The following is a 21,182-nucleotide window of genomic DNA, read 5'->3' on the forward strand; positions in this document are numbered from 1 at the left end:
AGATGGGGTCCAACGACAAACGGGATTATTCAGGGGGGGGTGATAGGGTTTTCCTATCAGGCCAATTCAAGCCGTGTCAGGTCTGCCGCTGATGGCGCTCTGCACAGGCCCGCGCAAGATCGGCAATTGCCTTGTAGGTGGCAACGTCGGAACTGCGCCGCCAGATGCAATAGAGGGGGAGCGGCGGCAGCTGCGCATCGACATCAAGCTCATAGATTCCCGGCCCGGCCAAATCGCAGGCCAGAGGCAGGGTCGCGATGCCCAGCCCGCGCTGCGTCAACCGCGCAATCGCAGCCATTGATGTAATGCAATGCACGATCGAAGGCCGCAGGCCGCGATCGCTGAAAAGCGCAAGAACATTGGCGTGCGGGCGTGAATTGCGGGTAAAGGTGATCAGCGGGCTGGTGACGACATCCGCAAGGGACAGTTTCTCGTCGCGCATCCCCTCGGGGCCGAACCATCCCATGGCCAGCGGCGGCAAGTCGGCGCAGACACAGGTTTGATCGTGGCGGTCATCTGTCGTCAGCAACATATCCAAAGCGCCGCGTTCAAAGGCCGCGGCGATGTTCGGCGTGGGCTCGACCGTCAGTTCAAGTTCTAGCCGGGGATAGCAGCGCGCCACCTCTTCGATCAGGTCACAAAGCCAAGTGTGCACAACCGAAGACACCAGCCCCAAACGTACCCGCCCCACGGCGGTGGTGGGATCAGACAGGGTGTTTCGCAAACTGCGTTCTGTCGCCAGCATGTCCTGCGCTTTGTCGAGGATCATCGCCCCGGCCACCGTGATCCGAGTGGCATGGAACTCACGGTCAAACAGGTCTACTTGCAGATCCGTCTCAAGCGACGAGATGCGGCTGGACACCGTTGCTTGGCTGACATTCAACTGTTCTGCGGCCGCACGGAAACTTCCCAAATTGGCGACCGTGACGAAAGTTTCCAAAAAACGCGTGTTCACCAAGACCCTCTATTCTTTTGTTTTGGCCGCAAGCGATGAGGTTAGGTCAGCCCAACGATAAAGTCACTGCCCAAGCAGAAACATACAGTCTTTGGTCAAATGCATGACGCTGGTCATCGCTATCGCCTTTCCACGGCTGCCCCAAGCGCGTAGGCAGCCCCTACCCCAGAAAAATCGAGACATACCATGGCGCAGAATGCCACCATCTACAAAGTCGAGCTGTCGGTCTCTGACATGGACCGCCACTATTACGAGACCCACAAGCTGACCATCGCCAAACATCCTTCGGAAACGGATGAGCGGCTGATGCTGCGTCTTGCGGCCTTTGCCCTGAACGCCCATGAGCATTTGGAAATGACAAAAGGTCTGTCGACCGACGATGAGCCGGACATCTGGCAGAAAAGCCTAAGTGGGGAGTTGGATGTTTGGATCACGCTGGGTCTGCCAAGCGAGAAGGTCTTGCGCCAGTCCTGCAACAAAGCGGCCAAGGTGGTGGTCTACCCCTATGGCGGCCGAACGGCTGAGGTTTGGTGGGATAAGATCAAAAATAGCACCACGCGTTTTGACAATCTCGAAGTGGTCAACCTGCCCGAGGCCGACACAAAGGCGCTGGCCAATCTGGCAAACCGCGCGATGAAGCTTCAGGTGATGATCCAAGACGGCGAGGTGACGGTCAATCTGGAAGAGGCGCTGGTCACCCTAACGCTTGATCGATGGAAAAGTGCCGCCTGATACAGGCGACGGACGCGGCAGGGGGCAATTCACCTGCCGCGCTCGATTTATGCCGTTTGCTTGCGTTGCAGCGCCGCGATGACATAGCCGATCACCATGGCCATCCCGACATGCCCGACAAAGGATGACTGCGTGTAAGCACCAAATCCCATCATAAAGCTTCGCCCGATCAGCGGCGCCAGCAGCCCCTGTGCGACAAACCAAAGCGCAAGACCCGACAGCGCGCCCGACAGCACCAACCCCAGCCGCGTCAAACGATGCACCAGCCAGACCGTGGCAGAAAAGCCTGCAATGCCAATCGCGATATGCAGCGCGAACCCAAGCCAATAGGGCAGGGTGACCCCGATAAGCTTAGCAAGCGCTACGACAAGGTTCGCCGGGGCGAGTGCGACGCCAAAAAGGATGGGGGAAATCAGCCAAGCATAAAGCTCAAAGGCGATTTCACCGGCAAGCCCTGCCAGTGCGAGGGTGCGAAGGGTCTGAGTGAGGGGCATGGAGGCGGTTCTCTTGAAGAAGGACAGCACATTTGGACCACCAGCAGCCGATCAGGCTTTGGGGCAGATATCTGTCGGCCATGGAAGGGAGAATGGGCGCGCTACGTCCGCGCGAAGGCGAGAAAAGGCGCGCCGCAATCGGGCGCGCCTTTAATTTTATACGTCGAGCTTGTTGTCGCCGCGGCTCCATGCCAGCGGTTGGAAAACTTCGTCCACGGGTGTTTCGGCCACGTGGTTGACGTAGTTCGAAATGATTTTCTGCGCCATGCCAAGGATCACATCCAGCACCGCGCGGTGGCTATAGCCTGCGTCAAAAAACGTCTTCATCTCGGCATCGGTCACATTGCCGCGGCTGCGCACCATTTTCACGGTAAAGGTCCGCAATGCTTCGAGTTTCGGCGTCGGCAGCGCGGTTTCATTGCGCAGCGCGTCGCTGATTTCGTCCGAGACTTTCATCATCTTGGCGATGCCGGTGTGGGCGGGCACGCAGTAGTGGCACTCGTTTTCTACGTTGATCGACTGCCAGACAACGGTCAGCTCTTCGGCGTCGAAATCGGTCTCTGTGAAAAGCTTGTGCAGCACCTGATAGCCTTCATAGGCCTGCGGGCTTTCTGCCAGCACCTTGTGAAGGCCGGGCAGACGACCAAAGGCTTTTTGCGATTCCGCCAGCAGCGGTTTGGAGGCTTCGGGCGCGCTATCTTGATCGTGAGAGGGGAAGTTCATGATTTTCACCTTTGTAATTCGTTGATGATTGCTAATTAGGGTTTCTTGAGCGATCACTCAAGTATATATTTGAGTGATCGTTCAACATTTGGTGATCCCATGCCCCGCAAACCCAACCATGACCGGAATGAACTCATCGCCCGCGCGCGTGATCTGTTTTGGCGACAGGGCTGGGCGGGCACGTCGCTTAAGGATCTCGAAGCGGTGCTGAAAATGAAGCCCGGCAGTTTCTACGCGGCTTTCGGATCGAAAGAGGCGCTGTTTGAAATTGCGCTGGACAAATATGCCGAAGACGGGGCCGGGCGGTTAGCGCGATTGGTGCAAGCACATGGCCCGATGGAGGCGCTGAAACGTTATCCCGAACTGGCAATCTGCCGAAAGGACGCGCCGGCCAAAGCCTGTATGCTGTCGAAAACGCTGCTGGAATTACAGGCGCATGGGCATCCATTGGCAAAACGGGCCAGCGCCCACCTTATGAGGATGGAGGAGCAATTTGCGGCGCTTTTTGCTCAGATGCAGAGCACTGGCGAAATAGCGGCGGATCACGATCCAAAATCGCTCGCCCGGCGCTACCAAAGTGACCTATTGGGCCTGCGCGTTTCGGCCGAGCGGGAGGGGATCGATGCCCATGCCATCGCCCAAGAGATCGCGGACAGCCTGACCCGGCTATAGGCAAAGGTGGGCGCTATTCGATCTGTTCTTCCAACATGGTCGTGATCTTACGGCGTTGAAATACATTGCGAATTTGGTGCGCCATGATCTGTTCTGGTACGAAATAAGGTTTGCCATCCTTCCATTCCGCCCTGAATTTATGCCGCGCGGCGATCAGCCTTGTTGTATGGCCATCTGCAGCAGCGACGGTCAGGTCCATCTGGCGAACCTCGTCAAATAACCCCTCGGTACCAATACGTGCTTCGGCCCGGCGCAACAGATCAAGAAAGCTGCCGATGTCGATGAAATCACCGCTTTTTATCGGCCCTTGATTGGTGCGGGTCAGCGGGTTTTCAACCTCATTCAACGCCACTTCTTCGCGTTCCGTGACCTTGACGTGATAGGTTTTCTGATCGGTCACAACCCGCGCCATCACTTCCAACAGATAGATCGGTTCGGCGCCCATATTGGTCACGAAGCAATGCGCGTTTTCATCTCGCGCGATAGACCGGTTGATCAGCATCACCGGCTGTCGCTGTCGCCGAAAATTCAGCCATAGGATATGCAGATAGGCCAGCCAAACCACGGCCGTAAAGAGGCTGACCGCCACCTGTAAGGGGCCGGAGTTTTCTGCGATCCAATCAAGCATTCTTATCGATCCTTTGCCAAGGTGCCGGGAATGAATGGATAACGTATGAAGCGGCTTTTTCGTTGCATTCTGATCTTGCGCGAGGGGCTTGACGACGCGACTTTATATCAATAATGCATGATATATGGATAAACAAAACGCTCTCGATGCCTTCGCCGCCCTTGGCCAATCCACCCGGCTTGATGTCCTTCGCCTGCTGATCAAGGCGGGCGGAAAGGGGATGTCAGCGGGCGAGATCGGTGTTGTGCTTGATGTGCGGCAAAACACCATGTCGGCCAATCTATCGGTCCTGACTCGCGCGGGGCTGATCCGCAGCATCCGTGAGGGGCGCAGCATCCGCTATTTCGCCGATATGGAGGGGCTGCGTGCCCTGTTGGGCTTCTTGCTGGAGGATTGCTGCGGCGGACGGCCCGAGCTTTGCCAACCCCTGCTGGATGAGCTGACCTGCTGCTAACCCCCCCCAAAAAAAACACGAACGGAAGACTGCCATGACCGATACCGCACATCCCGCACCCGCTGGCCTCGGGGCTTTTGAACGCTGGCTCTCGCTCTGGGTGGCGCTGGCCATCGGCGCGGGGCTTTTGCTTGGCAATTTCTTTCCCGGTGTCTTTGGCGCGTTGGCGGCATTGGAGGTCGCCTCGGTCAACTTGCCCGTGGCGGTGTTGATCTGGGCCATGGTCTATCCAATGATGGTCGGCGTCGATTTCGGCACGTTGCGGCAGGTGGGCGACAAGCCCAAAGGGCTGGTGGTAACGCTGGTGGTCAACTGGCTGATCAAACCCTTCACCATGGCCGCGCTTGGGGTGCTGTTCTTCAACTACGTCTTTGCTGGCTTGATCCCGCCGGATGATGCGCAGGCCTATCTGGCGGGGGTGATCCTGCTGGGGGCCGCGCCCTGTACCGCGATGGTTTTTGTCTGGTCCAACCTCACGCGCGGCGATGCCACTTATACGCTGGTGCAGGTCAGTTTGAACGACGTGGTCATGGTCTTTGCCTTTGCGCCCATCGTGGCTTTTCTCTTGGGGATGACCGACATCACCGTGCCTTGGGACACGCTGCTGATCTCGGTCGGGCTTTATGTCATGTTACCGCTGCTGGCGGGTTACCTTACGCGCGAGCGGCTGGTGGCCAAGGGGGGAGAGGCGGCAGTCGACGCCTTTAAGGCCCGCGTGCAACCCTTTGCGATCATGGGGCTTTTACTCACCGTGGTGCTGCTCTTTGGCTTTCAGGGCGAGGTGATCCTTGACCGTCCGCTCGTCATCGCGCTGATCGCCGTGCCGCTGCTGCTGCAATCCTACGGCATCTTCTTCATCGCCTATGGCGCCGCGCGGGCTTGGGGCATTCCCTATAACGTGGCCGCCCCCTGCGCGCTGATCGGCACGTCGAACTTCTTTGAACTGGCGGTTGCCGTGGCGATCAGCCTTTTTGGGCTGGGGTCGGGTGCTGCCTTGGCCACCGTGGTGGGTGTACTGGTCGAAGTGCCGGTCATGCTTTCGCTCGTTGCCTTTGCCAACCGCACGCAGCACTGGTTCCCCGCCCCAGAAGCCAAATGAACCGCGCCTGATAACCCACTACCGCTAAAGGAAATTCCCGTGACCGACACGCCGAACCTCGAAGATGACCACTTCAACCCGATCGACGATACCCGCCTGCTCCCGTCCGAGCGCGCCGCCCACGGCCCGCGCATTCTGCTGCTCTACGGCTCGCTCCGCCCGCGGTCTTTCAGCCGTCTGATGACCGAAGAAGCCGCCCGCATTCTTAACCGCCTCGGGGCCGAGACGCGGACCTTCAACCCCACGGGGCTACCGCTGCCCGACGATGCGACGGCTGAACATCCCAAGGTGCAGGAACTGCGCGATCTGGTGCAATGGTCCGAAGGCATGGTCTGGTGTTCCCCCGAACGTCACGGGGCGATGACGGGCGTCATGAAAACCCAAGTTGACTGGATTCCCCTGTCGCTGGGCGGGGTGCGCCCGACCCAAGGCAAAACGCTGGCCGTGATGCAGGTCAGCGGCGGCTCGCAGAGTTTTAACGCCGTAAACCAGCTGCGCATCTTGGGCCGTTGGATGCGGCTGCTGACCATTCCCAACCAATCCTCAACCCCCAAAGCCTTTTTGGAGTTTGACGAGGATGACCGGATGAAACCCTCGCCCTTCTATGACCGGGTGGTCGATGTGATGGAGGAGTTAGTGAAGTTCACGCAGCTGACACGCGACAACAAAGATTACCTGCTCGACCGTTATAGCGAGCGCAAAGAAAGCGCCGCAGAGCTTTCCAAACGGGTGAATCAAAAGGCGATCTGATCGCCAAAACGCAAACGGCAGGGCCAGATTTTGGCCCTGCCGCATCATGCTACGCCAAAAAGCGATCAGTCGTTGGACCAGCCCGAAACGGCTTTGACTTCGCAGAAGTCCTCGATCCCCCAGACGCCGCCTTCGCGCCCGTTGCCCGAGCGTTTCATGCCGCCAAAGGGCGCGCCCGCGCCACGGCTTTCGCCATTCATCTCAACCATGCCCGACCGCAGCTTGGCCGCCAGACGGTTGCGCCGCGCGCCATCGCTGGACTGGACGTAGTTGGTGAGGCCATAGACCGTGTCATTGGCCATCTCGATCGCCTGATCTTCGTCCTCGAACTTCATGATCGCCAAGACGGGGCCAAAGATTTCCTCGCGGGCGATGGTCATGTCGGACGTCACATCGGCAAAAACCGTGGGTTTGACATAGAAACCGCGGTTCAGATGCTCAGGCCGTCCGGTGCCACCGGCCACCAGCCGCGCGCCTTCGTCGATGCCCTTTTGGATCAGGTCTTGGATCTTGCCCCATTGCGCTTCGTTCACGACCGGGCCGATGTGGCGACCCTCTTCGCTGGCGGGGCCGACTTCGACCTTATTGGCGACTTCGGCGGCGGTCTCGACCGCTTGGTCATAGGCGCTGGCTTCGACGATCATCCGGCTTGGTGCGTTACAGCTTTGGCCGGTGTTGTTCATCATATGCAGCACGCCGCGTTTCACGGCCTTGTCGTCCGCATCGGCAAAAACAAGGTTCGCGCCTTTGCCACCAAGCTCCAAATGGACCTTTTTCAGCGTATCCGCCGCGTTCTTGGAAATCGCGATACCGGCGCGGGTGGAGCCGGTGAAGCTGACCATATCCACGTCTTCATGGCCGGTCAGGGCGGTGCCCACGGTCGCGCCGTCGCCGTTCACAAGGTTGAAGACACCGGCGGGGAAGCCTGCCTCATCCATCATCTCGGCAAAGATCACCGCGCTCAGCGGGCTTTCCTCAGAAGGTTTCAGCACCATGGTGCAGCCAGCGGCGACAGCAGCGCCCACTTTCAGCATCACTTGGTTCATCGGCCAGTTCCACGGCGTGATCATCGCCACAACGCCAACCGCCTCATGGATGATCCGGTCGTTCGGCGCGTGATCGCCCAAAGGCTTCACGAATTTGAAGTCTTTTGCCGCTTTGATGAAGTTCTTTAGGTGGCTGTAACCTGCGCCCCATTGCGAGCTGCGCGCCATTTCGATGGGCGCGCCCATCTCGGTGCTGATCGCTTGGGCCATGTCTTCGGTCCGGGATTTATAGACCTCGGCCAGTTTCTCCATCAGCGCGATACGCTCTTCGGGGGCGGTGGCCATCCAACCGGGCAGGGCGGCCTTGGCCGCTGCCACGGCGGCGTCCACATCCTTTGGCCCGCCGAGCGAGATCACGGTGCAGGGTTCTTCGGTCGAAGGGTTGATGACCTCATGTTCACTGCCCTCAAGCGGGGCGACCCATTTGCCGTCGATATAGAAATCACGTTTTTCGATCATGCTCTGTCTCCGTTATTGGCCAAGCGGGCGTCTTAATTGCCGCTTAGAAGTGTCCGGGAATCGCCGGCTCCCGATATGCCTAGGACAAATTTACGGGGCGGAAAAGTTCAGAGGTGATTTTTGATCAAAAAGACTGGTGCGGCGGCGGAAAACCACGGGGGGGCGGGGGGAGATTAATCCTGCGCCGGGAAACTGATCTCAACGCAAAGCCCGTCTTGGCCTTCGACCTTCAGCGTCGCTTCATGCTGGAACGTCAGCGTGCGGATCATTCGCCAGCCGAGTGAATCCGACCGCTCGGGCCGTTTGGCGTCCTCAGGCAGGCCAACTCCGTCGTCATAAACCTTGAGCGTCAGACCTTCGTCGTCCTCTTGGGTGACCTCAATGGTGATCACCCCTTTGTCGCGCCCTTTGAAAGCGTGTTTATAGGCGTTGGTAATCAACTCGCCCACGATCAGCCCGATGTCGACGGCCAGTTTGTTGTCCATCTTGAGGCTGGGGCAAATCAGCTTGATGGCGATGCTCTGACGCTCCCCGGTAAAGGCGCGTTCGGCGTTTTTCGCGACTTCATCCAGCATATCCGCCAGATCAAGGTCGGTGCTGTCGGTCGAGCGTTGCATCAGCTCATGCGCCTTAGAGAGCGAACCCACGCGGGTCTCCAACTCGCGCAACACTTGGCGCGTCTCATCCTCTTTGGCTTGGGTCTTGCTCATCCGGATCAGCGCCACGATCAGGGCAAGGTTGTTGCCCGTGCGGTGGTGCAATTCCTGCATCAAGAGGTCACGGTCGGCGATGCCTTCGCTCAACTCGCGGTTCTGTTCGGTCAGTGCGGCGGTCGGGTCTTTGGCATTATAGGCCTCCAGCGCTGCCATGGCGTCGGCTTTGATCTGCTCTACAGCTCCTTGCGGTTCCGGCAACAGAAACTCCGCATGGATGCGCGTGCCTTCTTGGCCGGTGTCCACATCAAACCGCGCCGCGATACGCTGCACCCCGCGCAGGCCCAGCCCCATGCCGGTTGCCGAAACGATATCGCGCGACGGATCAAGCTTTTCTTCTTCGATACCGCGGCCTTGATCGATCACCGTCAGCCCAAGGGCGGGCCTGCCGTTCAAATCAGTCAGCGAGAACCGCGCCCGGCCTTTCTGACCATGTTCAATCGCATTGCGGCCCAGTTCCACGGCGGCGGTCACGGTGCGCGTCCGCTCGAAGGAGGTAAAGCGCATGGCTTCCGTCAAGGTCATCGCGATCTGGCGCAGCGCGGCGATATCACCGCCTTTTTCAAGGTTCACCGAGGCGAGGTTGGTGGCTTTCATCAGTCCGCGCTCCGTGCAATGCGTATGACCACGATCGAGGCGTCATCGCGCCCGCGAAATGCCCGGTCAAGCAGGTAGCCCGCGATCAAAAGCGGGGATTTCCATAGCAGACCCTGTGGGAGGTATCCGTCGCGCAGAGTTTTCAAGCCGTCACTGTGCAAGATCAGCAGATCCCCCGGTTCAAGGTCAAAGGTTTCTTCATAGCCACGGGTCGCGCGTGCGCCGATCCGCCCATCTCGAACGGGCAGGCGTTTGATCTCTCCGTCGCGGACCCGCAGGGTCGCGATATTGCCCAAAGCGGCATAGTGCAGCACCATCTGCGGTTGCGCAATATGCACCAAGGCCCCGACCGCGCCGCGCTTGCCGATCAACTGTTCAGTCACCTCATGCATCACGGCACCGGGTTCGCTGTTGAAGCTGCGCGAATGCAACACGGCCTCGGTCACCTCAAGCGATGCCGCCGCTGCGTCGGTTCCGTGGCCCAACCCGTCACACAGCAGAATATCCGTGGCCTTGGGCGTTTGGCGCAGCAGATAATCGTCGCCGCATTCATCCTCATTTGGATGGCAAACCCGAAGCCCCACAGCTTCGACGCCATAGGTCGGGCGGGGGGCGTCTTTGGCAAAGCTGCAAACGATGGTGGTGCCAACCTCAGGGCCGCTGAAAATGTCGAAACCGCTCGACAGGCGCCGGATCGCGCCAAGGCCCAGCCCGGCGGAATCGCCGCTGCTCATGCCATCTTGGAACATGTGATCCATGTCGCTGATGCCGGGACCACGGTCGGTAAAGATCATCACGATCTCGTCGCCCTTGCCCTCGGCGGGGGCGTTGATCAAAACACGGCCCTGTTCTGCATAGCGCAGAATGTTGGTCGTGGCCTCGGTGGCGACGATCGCCAGCTCATCAATCCGCAGCTTGGGCCAATCATGCCGTGTGGCCAGACTGCGCGCCGCGCGGCGGACCACGGCGATGGCGCTTTGGTCCTGTACTTCGACCCATTGTTTCATAGGTTTACACTCATCAACACGCTGGTGCCCCCGCCAATGGCGGTGCGGATTTCAAATATCTTGGCAAGCCGTTTTGCGCCCCCCAAGCCCCGGCCAAGTCCGCCGCCCGAAGTATAGCCGTCAGTCAGTGCCAATTCTATGTCTTCGATCCCCGGACCCTTGTCCCAACAAACCACGGTTAGCTGTTTGCGTCTCGGATCGACATAGATGGAAAATTCGCCACCGCCAGCATGAACAATCGCATTGCGCGCGATTTCACTGACTGCGGTGGCAAAGCGTGTCACACTCAGCGCCGTGGCGCCGTGTTCTTTCATATAGCGCGCCACGGCTTGGCGCACCGTTACCGCGTCGCCGCTGGTCCTTAACTTGTACTGAGAGAGAAGGACCTGCGCCCCAAGGTCCTTTTCGTCAAACGCGGCGTAGCTGGGTAAGGGCATGGGTCAGGCTTAACGCGGTGCGGATTTCTGGCAGGTACATGCCAAGCTCGACCAACGTGACCGCCACAGTGGGGCGCATGCCGACAACATAGGTATCCGCCGCCAGCAGGCGGGATATCCCCGCTAACTGAGCGATCACACGGCCCACGAAGGTGTCGACAATCTCAAGCGCCGAGATATCAAGGATCACCCCGTCGATGCGGTTCTCGGATATTTTATTCGACAACCGATCTTGAAGCTCCAAGATCTCGGTGTCCGTGATGTCATCCTGTATCGACACGAGGAGCGCATGTTCGACCAGATTTATCGACGTGACACCGGCCACCTTATTGGCCCTCGGTTTTCTTGATCACATAGCCGACGGTCAGCAGCGCGTCCGACAGGGCGGTGCGGATGCTGGACCGGGTGGAAACGGTGCCCACATCGATGCCAAGCTGCACCATTGTCTGCGCGATCATCGGGCTGATGCCGCTGATAATACACTCGGCCCCCATCAAACGCACGGCAGCAGCGGCGCGGAGCAGGTGTTGTGCCACCTGCGTGTCGACGGTGCCGACGCCGGTGATGTCCATGATGACCACTTCGGCCTGACGCTCCAGAATGGTCTGAAGCAGATTCTCCATCACCTCTTGGGCGCGGGCGGAATCCAACGTGCCAATCAATGGCAGTGTCAAAACACGGTCCCAAAGCTCGACCACAGGGGTCGACAGTTCCAGCATCTCTTGGCGTTGGCGATCTATGATCTGCTCACGCTCAAGAATAAAAATCTCGTTGGTGTAGGTGGCAAAGGCATCGACCAAGCGGGTCACCAGCATGACATCGCGGATCAGCACACCGTGATCGCCAGCCAGCATCGTTTCCAGACGCTTGAACAGCGGGGTCTTCAGCGCCAGCACAAATGTCGCCATTTCGGTCGGGGTCACGCCCCGGTTGACCCGCTCACGGCTTACATCGGCCAGAACGGCGCGCAGATCATCCCACTGGTTGTCGTCAAAGTCGAAATCTTCGCCCGTGACGCCATCGCGCACGCCCTTGGAGAACGCCTTGAGCAATTCGCGGTTCTGGTTCCGGCTTTCGGCATCAGAAAAGAGGTCAGAACGCTTTACGCCTTCTTTGACCTGCGTTCCCAGCCATTCCTCGATGATCCCTTTAAAATCGGTGTCGAGAACAGTCAGTATATTCGCCGTAGCAGATTGCGGCATCTTTTACCCCAGTGTTTATTTCAATCCCCATAGGCCAATGGTGGGCCAAAGTGTCAATAGGAAGCAAGGGTTTTGATCGGCGGCAAAGCGCCAGTTTTCAGGGTAGGGCAGGCGATTGGGGGGTCCGTAAGGTGCTGTTTTCGCCCAGCCTCTATCGCTTAACCCCCAAGTGGGCCAAGCAAAAAGGGCAGTGCCGGCGCTTTTGCCAGACACTGCCCAATTTTAAGAAAAACGCTCAAAGGTTGGCGCAGCGTTACTCTGCCGTTTCGCCGGGGTGGCGGGGCACCAGCGCGCGAACCAGATCGCGCATATGCAGGACGCCGACCTGACGGCCCTCGCGCATGACGCGGTAGTTGTTGGTCGTATCCCCGCCTGAAACCGCGATGATGCTTTCCAGCGTGTCGTCGAAATCGACCTCACCGGCCACATCCGCAGGCGGCACCTCGGTCTTCTCCATGACCGAGCGGACGCGCAGCACCCGCGCGCGGTTGATGTCGCTGACGAAGGCTTCGATATAGGGATCGTTGGGGTTCAGCAGGATATGCTGCGGCTCGCCTTGCTGCACGATGAACCCGTCCTTCAAGATCACCAGATGGTCCGCCAGTTTCAGCGCCTCATCCAGATCGTGGGTGATGAAGATCACGGTCTTGTGCAGTTCTTCTTGCAACTCGATCAGCAGATCCTGCATGTCGGTCCGGATCAGCGGGTCGAGCGCCGAGAACGCCTCGTCCATCAGCATCACGTCAGAATTCGACGTGAGCGCGCGGGCGATGCCGACCCGCTGCTGCATCCCGCCAGATAGCTGCGCAGGGTACTGCTCTCCTTGGCCCTCTAGCCCGACGCGGTTCAGCCATTTGGTGGCCTCGGCCGCGTATTTGCTGCGGTTCTTGCCTTCGATCTCCCAGCTCAGCCCGGCGTTCTCCAACACGGTCCGATGCGGCAACAGAGCGAACTTTTGGAACACCATCGACATCTCGTGCTTGCGCATCTCACGCAGTCGCCGCTCGTTGTAGTCGAGGATGTTCTCGCCGTTCATGATCACTTCGCCCGAGGTGGGGTCAATGAGCCGGTTAAGGTGCCGGATCAGGGTCGATTTACCTGACCCAGACAGGCCCATAATCACCGTGGTCTTGCCCGCAGGCATGTCCACGTTGATGTTGTTGAGGCCCAGCACATGGCCGGTCTCGGCCTGAAGGTCGGCCTTGCTCATGCCGCCGCGCACCTTCTCCAGCGCGCCCTGTGGGTCATCTCCAAAGATCTTATAGAGGTTGCGAACGCAGATTTTGATATCGTCTGTCATGGCTGGTCTCACTTCTGCGATGCATTGATCCGCGCAAGCGCGGCTTTGGTGACCCGGTCAAGGATGATCGCCAAAAGGACGATCCCCAGACCCGACAGAAGACCGACACCCAACTCAAGGCTTCGGATACCGCGCAGCACCAGCACACCCAGACCGGGGGCCGAAACGAGCGAGGCGATGACGACCATGGCAAGGCTCATCATGATGGTCTGGTTCACACCGGCCATGATGTTGGGCAGCGCCAGCGGGATCTGCACCTTGTAGAGCTTTTGACGGTTGGTCATGCCAAAGGCATCTGCGGCCTCGATCACGTCTTGATCGACAAGGCGAATGCCAAGGTCGGTCAGGCGCACCACTGGCACGATGGCGTAAAGGATGATGGCGATGCCGTAGAGCTTCGGCTCGGTCACCGAGAACAGGAAGATCAGCGGGATCAGATAGACAAAGGGCGGCAGGGTTTGCAGCATGTCCAAGATCGGAATCATCGTGCGCTGCACCCGGTCACTGCGCGACATTGCGATGCCAATGGGTACGCCCAAAAGCACACATATAAAGGCGCAAACAAAAATGATCGCCAGCGTCTGCATCGTGTGTTCGTAAAAGTCGATGAACGCCAAAAAGCCGAAAACCAGAGCGACCAAACCAACCAGTTTGAGCGAGCGGCCAACGGCATAGGTGATGACCATCAACAACGGGATCATAATGAACCACGGCACTGCCTGCATGATCCACAGCGCATTCTCCAAAGCCCAGCTTAGCGGTTGGGTCAGCGGGTCCACGATCACTTTCAGGCTGTCCTTGATCGAAAGAAACCCTTGCTCTAACCCTTGGGTCAGATCGCGTGACTGCGGGATCGCATCACAGCTGTCGTGCAGCGCATCGAGCGAGGGAAAGGGCATGTCCCAGAGCGTCGTGTCGGTATCGCCGCCCGCTTGCCCCATGAGATCGGCCATGGAGCTAAGCCCACCGCCTTGGTCGTCGCCACACCAGCCGCGCAGGCCGAGCGTGTCAAAGAAATTGTCGTAAGTTGCCATCTGTCGCTTTCCCGGTCTGGATCAGACCGTTTGCTTTTTCAGAGCGCGGTTCAACATGCGCGTCGCACGGAACAGCTTGCCCCAAAGAGAGGCGGCATATCTACACCTATGTCCTTGCAAAGAAACTGCGCGGCGCGGCCAAAGCCCGCGCGCAGTGGGTGTGAAAAGACGTAAGTCTTGCCGCCAGTTCTGAAACAATCGGGCGGGAACCTGTAAAGGTCCCCGCCCGATAATCTGTCATACTGTCTTACTGCTCAAGCAGCTTGGACAGGTTGCCACGGGCGTCTTCGCTCAGCCAATCGGCCCAGACGTCCTTGTTGTTTTGCAAGAAGTAAACAGCCGCTTCCTCGTTGGAGGCGTTGTTCTCACCCTGCCAAGCCAGCAGTTGGCTCATCGAGTCTGTTTTGAAGGTCACATTGCCGATGAATTCCGCGATTTCGGGGTTCGCGTCATGGAAATCTTTGGTCATGACGGTCAGCACCGGCGCCGTTGGGAAGGCCGATGCCTTGGGCTCTGGGTTGTCGGCGTTTTGGTTGGCGTTATGCGCAGCTTCGTCATATTCACCCAGATCGACGCTGGTCATGTCGTATTTGCCAAGCGGGGTGGTCGGCGCCCAGTAGTAGCCGAACCAAGGCTCTTGGCTCTCGTAGGCCGACGCCATCGAGGTCACCATCGTCTCGCCTGAGCCGTGGTTGAACACTTCGATGCCGTTACCTTCGAGGTCATAGGCGCGTGCGAGATTGTCGCTCACCACGCGGCAGCCCCAGCCATCGGGGCAGTTGTTGAACATGCCGCCGACCAGTTCGGGATTTTCCAGAATGCCTTCGATGGTCTTAAGCTCGGGGTGTTCTTCGGCCAGATAGGTGGGGATCCACCAGCCTTCGACGCCGCCGGGATCGAGGACAGAGGTCAACTCGACGATCTTGCCGTCCGCTTTCAGCTTCTTGTAGGCGTCACCGGCGGAGTTTGGCCACAGTTCGGGCACGATGTCCGGTTCGTTGTTTTCCGACAGCGATGTCACGGCAGGCGTGGTGTCGGACGGGACAACGGTCACATCGCAGGAATAGCCTTGGACCAGCAGAAATTCAGTCACGGCAGTGACGATCTGCGCCGAAGCCCAGTTCATTTCCGCGATCGAGACTTCGCCGCAATCCTGAGCGGCGGCAGCCATGGGGGTTGCAACAGCAAAAGCCGTGCCAAGCAAAAAGCGTTTCATAGTGATATCTCCTCTATTGTATCCGCAGTTCCGCGCAGGCGCGGTCCGCTGATTTTGTGACCCGTTGCATGAGTAAGAAGCCAGTCGCGCGGCTTGGCGCGGCAGCTTCGGATGGTCGGGTATGCTGGAGATAAGAAAGCAGGTCGGTCGGCTAAGTGCAACACGATTGCGTGACGATGCACGCAAGATCAGGCCCCGCGCCGGTGTTGGCGCGGAGGATTGGCAGGCGGCAGCCCTATGCGAGACGCCTTATAGATAGGGCCATTCGCGCGTCATTCGGTAGACGCGCGTGCCCAATCCATCAGCGGCGGGAAAAACTTTCCATGTCGCGAATATGCTGCGGGATCTCTTTGCGGTTGAGGCCGATATCTTGCAGTAGACGGTCGTCCATGGCGTTCAAGGTCGAAAGGGTGCGGTTACGCTCCCAACGGCGCGCGGTGTCGCGCAGCGCACGGCGCAGCATGGCGGCAAGTGCCAGACCTTCAGGCGCACCAGCATGGGGCATTGCGCTTCCGGCAAAGGCGTTTCCGGGCATTCCGGCGATTTGGTTGGTGTTTTTCAGCAGGCGGAAATGCATAGCATGCTCCATATCAATTTTAGTGTCAGAAGAGGATGGATCCGCGAGAGACGACGGTCTGTGCCAGATGGCCGGGCCGGGTCGGTCGTGTGGGTCTTATCCCGAGTGTGATCCGGAAAGTCAGTTGGAACCCCCATGGCACGAACAGGCGGATCGGCCTGTCCGACCGGGGCTACCGGCGGTTCAGCAATGTGCCCGGTCTGCGCGGGCGCCTCATATGAACAGCATACATCAACATAGGGCGCATTTGGTTCACCCGAGCGGCCTTTGCAATAGGGGGGAATGGGGGTGTGACAACCTGCCACAGGTTGGGGCCGCATCGCACAGTATGGTTGGACTATCGCTGATGTCGTCGCCGTGTCGGCACCCGTGTCGTTTGGGGCGCATGAAGGGTCGTTTTGGGTGTCGGTTCGAGGTGCCTTTAGGCCGGGGGAAGAGGGCGATACTGCGCTCGGTAGCGGTCACCTGATTTGGCCATCATGTCCGACCTGCCGCCTGTTGGTGCGCCGGGGGTGGTTTCGGCTTTATCGGGCGTTGCAGGCGTTCTTTTAGAGCTGGGGACGTGGCTTAAGCTCCGTTTCCCCAATCAAAGTGATTCGACGTAAATGAGGCGAGGGCAGAGGTATCGCGTCACCAGTTTCACAGGTTTTGGCCGCATTGGTTCCATACCGTGAACAAGCATTCGGGAAATATGACAATAACATGGCGGCGCGCTTGAGGTCATTTTGTGGCGCAATTGTAGCAAAATATGAAACAGTACCCTCGAGGACGCGCGTATCCGGCGGTCGCGTTTCGTTCTTTTTCCTTAATTTTATGACGATCTGCGATTTTGGCTCTCTGCGCCGGGGAAACAATCGCCGCAATTAGATCTGCTAAACCACCTGAATTATGGCAAAACTTCACTTGGTTCCGGCAATTTTCAAACATTTTTTGCTTTGTCCATGAGAATAGGTTGTCTATTCATATAGGTGCCCAACTGGGGGGCATAAGAAGTCTGTAGGTCACGGGGGCGGCCGCATTGAGCGCATCGAGTATGCGGGAAATGTGGGTACGCCGTATAGTTTGCGACCGTATTCACAAAGCCACCGGGGAATTGATCCCGGTTAAGGCCCTATGCCGGCTTGTCCCCCACGTTGCTGCAAAGGTGCGTGCCGTCAGACCTGGAGCTTTAGCCAGCGGGGCGCGTATGAACGGAGGGAGAGACAAGATGATACAAAAGCGACTGGCCAGTCCATCGGCCTTCTGCGGGGCAAGAAATGCCCAATTCAGCCGCTCTTCCGTTCGGCGCCCTATTCGTCAGATTGAAACTGCATTCACTTCCAAGACGGCCGCGTTGCGCGCCGCGTGCAACACCGCTCAGGAGAATTCACAATGATTAGAACACTTGATTTCAACGCGTTCAGCGCAGGCACCGTCGTCGATGATGAATACGCAGATATGGGCGTCACGGTTTCGGCCAGCGGCGGCTCCGGTCAGGCGATGATCTTTGACAGCAGCAATCCAACAGGCGGTGATAGCGATCTGGGCTCCGATACGCTTGAAGGTCTGTTGATCGTTTCGGAAGATGGCGATCAAAACGACCCTGACGACAACGCGGGCGGCGGCAGCCTGTTCTTCGACTTCGAAGATGGCGTCCAGATGAAGAGCCTGACTTTCAAAGACATCGAAGAAAACGGCGGCGAAGGCACGCGGATGATTTTCTACGATGCGAATGGCAATGTCATCGACAACCAATTCGTTGACCCAACAGGGGACGGGGGAGAGCGCACTGTGCTGCTTAACGTGCAGGACGTGTCCCGTATGGAGGTCCGTTTTGAAGGCTCCGGTGCGATTGATAACGTGACCTTTGAAGATGGCCAGCCCCAAGGTGGCGGCAACGATGCCCCGGTGGCCGAAGACGACATGCTGGAGATCGACGAAGACACCTCTGGCACCGTTGACGTGTTGGGTAATGACACAGACGCCGATGGCGACACGCTGACCATCACCATGGCAAGCTGCCCCGTCGGGGATGTTGTCATCAATGATGATGGCACGCTGACTTTCACGCCGAACGCAGATTTCAACGGTGACACCACCATCAGCTACACCGTGGATGACGGCAACGGCGGCACCGATACCGGCACTGTTAATGTCACCGTAAACCCGGTGAACGATGCGCCTGAAGCGAACGACGACACCGCCACCACCACCGGCACTGAAGCGGTCGTGATCCCGGTTCTGGAAAACGACACCGACGTTGACGGCGACACGCTAAGCGTGGCTGATGCGTCCAGCGATGATGGCACCGTGACCATCAATGACGATGGCACCATCACCTTTGTCGCCAATGACGATTTCACCGGTGACGCGACGATCACTTATACCGTGGCGGACCCCGACGGGCTGACCGACGAAGGCTCGGTGATCGTGACGGTAGATGACGGCGGCACACCGCCCCCGCCGCCGCCGACAGACCGTGACGGCTATGTAGACGGCACGGATGGCGACGATCTGATCGACACCGCCTATACCGGCGATCCCGATGGCGACATGATCGACAACGACGACGCGCTGCTGCCCGGTGCCGAAGGCGATGACGACTATGTCCGCGCCGGTGACGGCGACGACACCATTCTTGCAGGCGACGGCAATGACATCGTCGAAGGCGGCGCAGGGTCTGACGAAGTCTATGGCGGCGAGGGTGACGATATGATCACCACCGGCAACGACGATCTCGCACCCGATCTGGGCTATCCAGAAAGCGACAGCGACAGCCTGAGCTTTGACCCCGATGTCGACCCCGAGAACGACCGTGACTATGTCGATGGCGGCGCGGGCAATGACACGATCAGCACCGGCGACGACCGCGACACCATCTTTGGCGGCACTGGCGACGACGTCATTAACGCAGGTATCGACGACGATATCGTCGACGGTGGCGACGGCGATGACCGTATCGTTGGCGGCGAGGGCAACGACAGTCTGCTCGGCGGCGCTGGCAATGACACGATCTACGCTGGCAACGACCCTGATCTGGGGCTCGACGTGCTCGACATCCCCGACGAAGAAGATGCGTCCAACCCCTTCACCCCAGACCGCAACCCGACCAACGGGATGGACACGGTTGATGGTGGGTCCGGCAACGACGTGATCTATGGCGCCGATGACGCAGACCTGCTGCGCGGCGGCTCGGGCGATGACTATATCGACGGCCAGATCGACGATGACATCATCGAAGGCAACACCGGCAACGACACGCTGCTTGGCGGTCAGGGCGATGACAGCATCTCGGGTGGTCAGGGCACTGACGAGCTTGACGGCGGCACCGGCGACGACACGCTGCGCGGCAACCGTGACGATGACCTGCTGGTCGGCGGCGAGGGCAACGATCTGCTCGACGGTGGCGGCGAGAATGACACGCTGATGGGTGGCGAGGGCGATGACACGTTGCAAGGCGGTCAGGGCGATGATCTGCTCGACGGTGGTGCGGGTGTTGACGTGATGACCGGGGGGGCCGATCAGGACAGCTTTGTTAACGTGAATGCGGGCGATGATGTCGACGGTGGCAGCGCTGGCGTAGACATTGACACGCTTGATCTGCGCGACTCGGCGCCCGAGGGGGGCCGTTTGGAGGTCACCTATACCTCGGACGACCGTGAAGACGGTTTTGTTGACTACTTCAACGAAGACGGCAGCGATGCCGGGCGTCTGAACTTTGTCGAGATCGAGAATGTGATCCCCTGTTTCACACCCGGCACCAAGATCGCCACGCCAAAAGGCGAGGTCCGTGTCGAGGAACTTCAGGTCGGTGACCGGGTCATCACCCGCGACAACGGCATTCAGACGATCCGCTGGGCCGGTGCCCGTGAGATGACAGGGGCCGAGTTCGAGATGGCCGCCCATCTTAAGCCGGTGCTGATCCGCAAAGGCGCGCTTGGCAATGCACTGCCAGAGCGTGACATGATGGTCAGCCCCAACCACCGTGTGTTGGTCGCCAACGAGAAGACAGCGCTGTATTTTGAAGAGCGTGAAGTGTTGGTCGCGGCGAAACATCTGACCGGCATGGACGGCATCGACGTGGTTGAAGTCTCTGGCACCACTTACATCCACGTGATGTTCGACCGCCATGAGGTGATCCTGTCGGACGGCACATGGACCGAAAGCTTCCAGCCTGGTGATATGTCGCTGGCCGGTATCGGCGAAGAGCAACGCAACGAGATCCTCGAGCTCTTCCCAGAGCTTGCGACGCAAGAGGGTATCGAAGGCTATACCGCCGCGCGGCGTTCGCTGAAAAAGCACGAAGCCAGCTTGCTGGTAAAATAAACCCGCGGGGGCGGGAAGCGATGCAGCTTAGAAACGGGGCGGGTGACCGCCCCGTTTTCTTTTGTGCGGGGGCTATTTCTCCCTCTGCTGGGTCCGCCATGCGGCCCAGTCTTCCGGGGTGTCGAGATCTAGCCTTGCGCGCTGACCGGGCAGGGGGACCAGTTGCACACGGCCTGCGGCTCCGCGAACCACCGCGCGCCCTCCATCATCGCCGCTAAGCTGCCTAAGCTGATCGAACAGCGCCGCTGCAAAGATGATCGGATGTCCGGGCGTGCCGTCTTCAGTCGCCGCGCGCCAGATCAATGTCTCGCTGTTCAGATCAACCGCCGCGGCTAGACGGGTAAGGTCTGCGGCCTGCACCTCTGGCATATCGGCCAGCGTCACCATCGCCGCCGGGGTCTTGGGCGGGAGGGCGGCAAAGGCGCCCCGAAGGCTCGCCCCCATGCCCTCGGCCGCATCAGGGATGGGCAGGGCGGTGACCTCAAGCCCGCTGAGCGCGGTATAGCGCGGGTGCGGCGCTGGCGGCAGGGCGACGGTTACGGGGCCAAGGCATAGCGCGAGCTGGGCCTGACGGCGCAGCAAGGGCTGGCCGCCGATGTCTTCCATCAATTTGTCACGCCCGCGCATCCGGGTCGAGGCACCAGCGGCAAGGAGGATCACGGGGAGAGGGGTAAGTGTCATGGCGCCAGAGTAACGAGGGAATGGCGCGGGGATAAGACCCTTCGGGGCTAGGGCCGCGTGAGTGATACCCCAAGAGCCCCCTCAAGCCAAAGATTCCCGCT

General features: G+C 59.2%; 21 protein-coding genes. 6 read left to right on the forward strand and 15 right to left on the reverse strand.

Features of this window, described 5'->3' with window-relative positions:
• Positions 1-76 precede the first annotated feature (76 nt).
• Positions 77-955, reverse strand: coding sequence for a LysR family transcriptional regulator (locus tag DSM110093_RS06645; protein WP_243267255.1), 879 nt, complete (start codon positions 953-955; stop codon positions 77-79).
• A gap of 186 nt (positions 956-1,141) precedes the next feature.
• Between DSM110093_RS06645 and DSM110093_RS06650 the strand changes: the two genes are divergently transcribed.
• Positions 1,142-1,687, forward strand: coding sequence for a YaeQ family protein (locus DSM110093_RS06650; protein ID WP_243267256.1), 546 nt, complete (start codon positions 1,142-1,144; stop codon positions 1,685-1,687).
• A gap of 47 nt (positions 1,688-1,734) precedes the next feature.
• On the opposite strand, the gene DSM110093_RS06655 is transcribed toward DSM110093_RS06650, so the two are convergent.
• A complete protein-coding gene (locus DSM110093_RS06655; protein WP_243267258.1) occupies positions 1,735-2,181 on the reverse strand; it encodes a hypothetical protein in 447 nt (148 codons plus the stop codon).
• 156 nt (positions 2,182-2,337) lie between these two features.
• Entirely contained in the window at positions 2,338-2,904 is a 567-nt protein-coding gene (locus tag DSM110093_RS06660) for a carboxymuconolactone decarboxylase family protein (protein ID WP_243267260.1), read from the reverse strand.
• A gap of 99 nt (positions 2,905-3,003) precedes the next feature.
• Between DSM110093_RS06660 and DSM110093_RS06665 the strand changes: the two genes are divergently transcribed.
• A complete protein-coding gene (locus tag DSM110093_RS06665; RefSeq protein ID WP_243267261.1) occupies positions 3,004-3,576 on the forward strand; it encodes a TetR/AcrR family transcriptional regulator in 573 nt (190 codons plus the stop codon).
• Between the two features lie 13 nt (positions 3,577-3,589).
• Here the strand turns inward: DSM110093_RS06665 and DSM110093_RS06670 are convergent, their stop codons facing one another.
• Positions 3,590-4,204, reverse strand: a complete 615-nt coding sequence (locus DSM110093_RS06670) for a hypothetical protein (RefSeq protein ID WP_243267263.1) — start codon at positions 4,202-4,204, stop codon at positions 3,590-3,592.
• Positions 4,205-4,328: 124 nt separating this feature from the next.
• On the opposite strand from DSM110093_RS06670, the gene DSM110093_RS06675 reads away from it, so the two are divergent.
• Genes DSM110093_RS06675 through arsH form a run of 3 tightly spaced genes read left to right on the forward strand, consistent with a single transcriptional unit; the run spans position 4,329 to position 6,507 of the window.
• The gene (locus DSM110093_RS06675) at positions 4,329-4,658 is read left to right on the forward strand and encodes a metalloregulator ArsR/SmtB family transcription factor (protein ID WP_243267265.1); all 330 of its coding nucleotides are present in this window, start codon (positions 4,329-4,331) and stop codon (positions 4,656-4,658) included.
• 34 nt (positions 4,659-4,692) lie between these two features.
• Positions 4,693-5,757, forward strand: coding sequence for an ACR3 family arsenite efflux transporter (gene arsB / locus DSM110093_RS06680; RefSeq protein WP_243267267.1), 1,065 nt, complete (start codon positions 4,693-4,695; stop codon positions 5,755-5,757).
• 39 nt (positions 5,758-5,796) lie between these two features.
• Positions 5,797-6,507, forward strand: coding sequence for an arsenical resistance protein ArsH (gene arsH, locus DSM110093_RS06685; RefSeq protein ID WP_279290855.1), 711 nt, complete (start codon positions 5,797-5,799; stop codon positions 6,505-6,507).
• A 65-nt stretch (positions 6,508-6,572) separates the two neighbouring features.
• Here the strand turns inward: arsH and DSM110093_RS06690 are convergent, their stop codons facing one another.
• From DSM110093_RS06690 to DSM110093_RS06735, 10 genes are all read right to left on the reverse strand, one after another.
• Positions 6,573-8,012, reverse strand: coding sequence for an aldehyde dehydrogenase family protein (locus tag DSM110093_RS06690; protein WP_243267269.1), 1,440 nt, complete (start codon positions 8,010-8,012; stop codon positions 6,573-6,575).
• Positions 8,013-8,185: 173 nt separating this feature from the next.
• Entirely contained in the window at positions 8,186-9,322 is a 1,137-nt protein-coding gene (locus tag DSM110093_RS06695; RefSeq protein ID WP_243267271.1) for an ATP-binding protein, read from the reverse strand.
• Complete coding sequence (locus DSM110093_RS06700; RefSeq protein WP_243267273.1) at positions 9,322-10,329, reverse strand: ATP-binding protein; 1,008 nt, start codon at positions 10,327-10,329, stop codon at positions 9,322-9,324. The genes DSM110093_RS06695 and DSM110093_RS06700 overlap by 1 nt, the downstream gene beginning before the upstream one ends.
• Positions 10,326-10,766 (reverse strand): ATP-binding protein, encoded by a 441-nt coding sequence (locus DSM110093_RS06705; protein WP_243267275.1) that lies wholly within the window; start codon positions 10,764-10,766, stop codon positions 10,326-10,328. Before DSM110093_RS06705 ends, DSM110093_RS06700 begins: the two co-directional genes overlap by 4 nt.
• Positions 10,738-11,091, reverse strand: coding sequence for an STAS domain-containing protein (locus DSM110093_RS06710; protein WP_243267276.1), 354 nt, complete (start codon positions 11,089-11,091; stop codon positions 10,738-10,740). Before DSM110093_RS06710 ends, DSM110093_RS06705 begins: the two co-directional genes overlap by 29 nt.
• A 1-nt stretch (position 11,092) precedes the next feature.
• Positions 11,093-11,968 carry an STAS domain-containing protein gene (locus DSM110093_RS06715; RefSeq protein WP_243267278.1) on the reverse strand — a complete coding sequence of 292 codons (876 nt, stop codon included), beginning with the start codon at positions 11,966-11,968 and terminating at the stop codon, positions 11,093-11,095.
• Positions 11,969-12,221: 253 nt separating this feature from the next.
• Entirely contained in the window at positions 12,222-13,268 is a 1,047-nt protein-coding gene (locus tag DSM110093_RS06720; protein ID WP_243267279.1) for an ATP-binding cassette domain-containing protein, read from the reverse strand.
• 8 nt (positions 13,269-13,276) lie between these two features.
• Positions 13,277-14,302, reverse strand: coding sequence for an ABC transporter permease subunit (locus DSM110093_RS06725; protein WP_243267280.1), 1,026 nt, complete (start codon positions 14,300-14,302; stop codon positions 13,277-13,279).
• A gap of 247 nt (positions 14,303-14,549) precedes the next feature.
• A complete protein-coding gene (locus tag DSM110093_RS06730; protein WP_243267281.1) occupies positions 14,550-15,518 on the reverse strand; it encodes an ABC transporter substrate-binding protein in 969 nt (322 codons plus the stop codon).
• Positions 15,519-15,819: 301 nt separating this feature from the next.
• Positions 15,820-16,095 (reverse strand): DUF1127 domain-containing protein, encoded by a 276-nt coding sequence (locus DSM110093_RS06735; RefSeq protein WP_243267282.1) that lies wholly within the window; start codon positions 16,093-16,095, stop codon positions 15,820-15,822.
• Between the two features lie 1,371 nt (positions 16,096-17,466).
• On the opposite strand from DSM110093_RS06735, the gene DSM110093_RS06740 reads away from it, so the two are divergent.
• On the forward strand, positions 17,467-20,400 hold the full coding sequence (locus DSM110093_RS06740) for a Hint domain-containing protein (protein WP_243267283.1): 2,934 nt from the start codon (positions 17,467-17,469) through the stop codon (positions 20,398-20,400).
• A gap of 72 nt (positions 20,401-20,472) precedes the next feature.
• On the opposite strand, the gene DSM110093_RS06745 is transcribed toward DSM110093_RS06740, so the two are convergent.
• Positions 20,473-21,081: a nucleotidyltransferase family protein gene (locus tag DSM110093_RS06745; RefSeq protein WP_243267284.1), complete on the reverse strand. Its 609-nt coding sequence runs from the start codon at positions 21,079-21,081 to the stop codon at positions 20,473-20,475.
• Positions 21,082-21,182 lie beyond the last annotated feature (101 nt).

This window comes from Sulfitobacter sp. DSM 110093 (genome assembly GCF_022788715.1).
GTDB lineage: Bacteria > Pseudomonadota > Alphaproteobacteria > Rhodobacterales > Rhodobacteraceae > Sulfitobacter.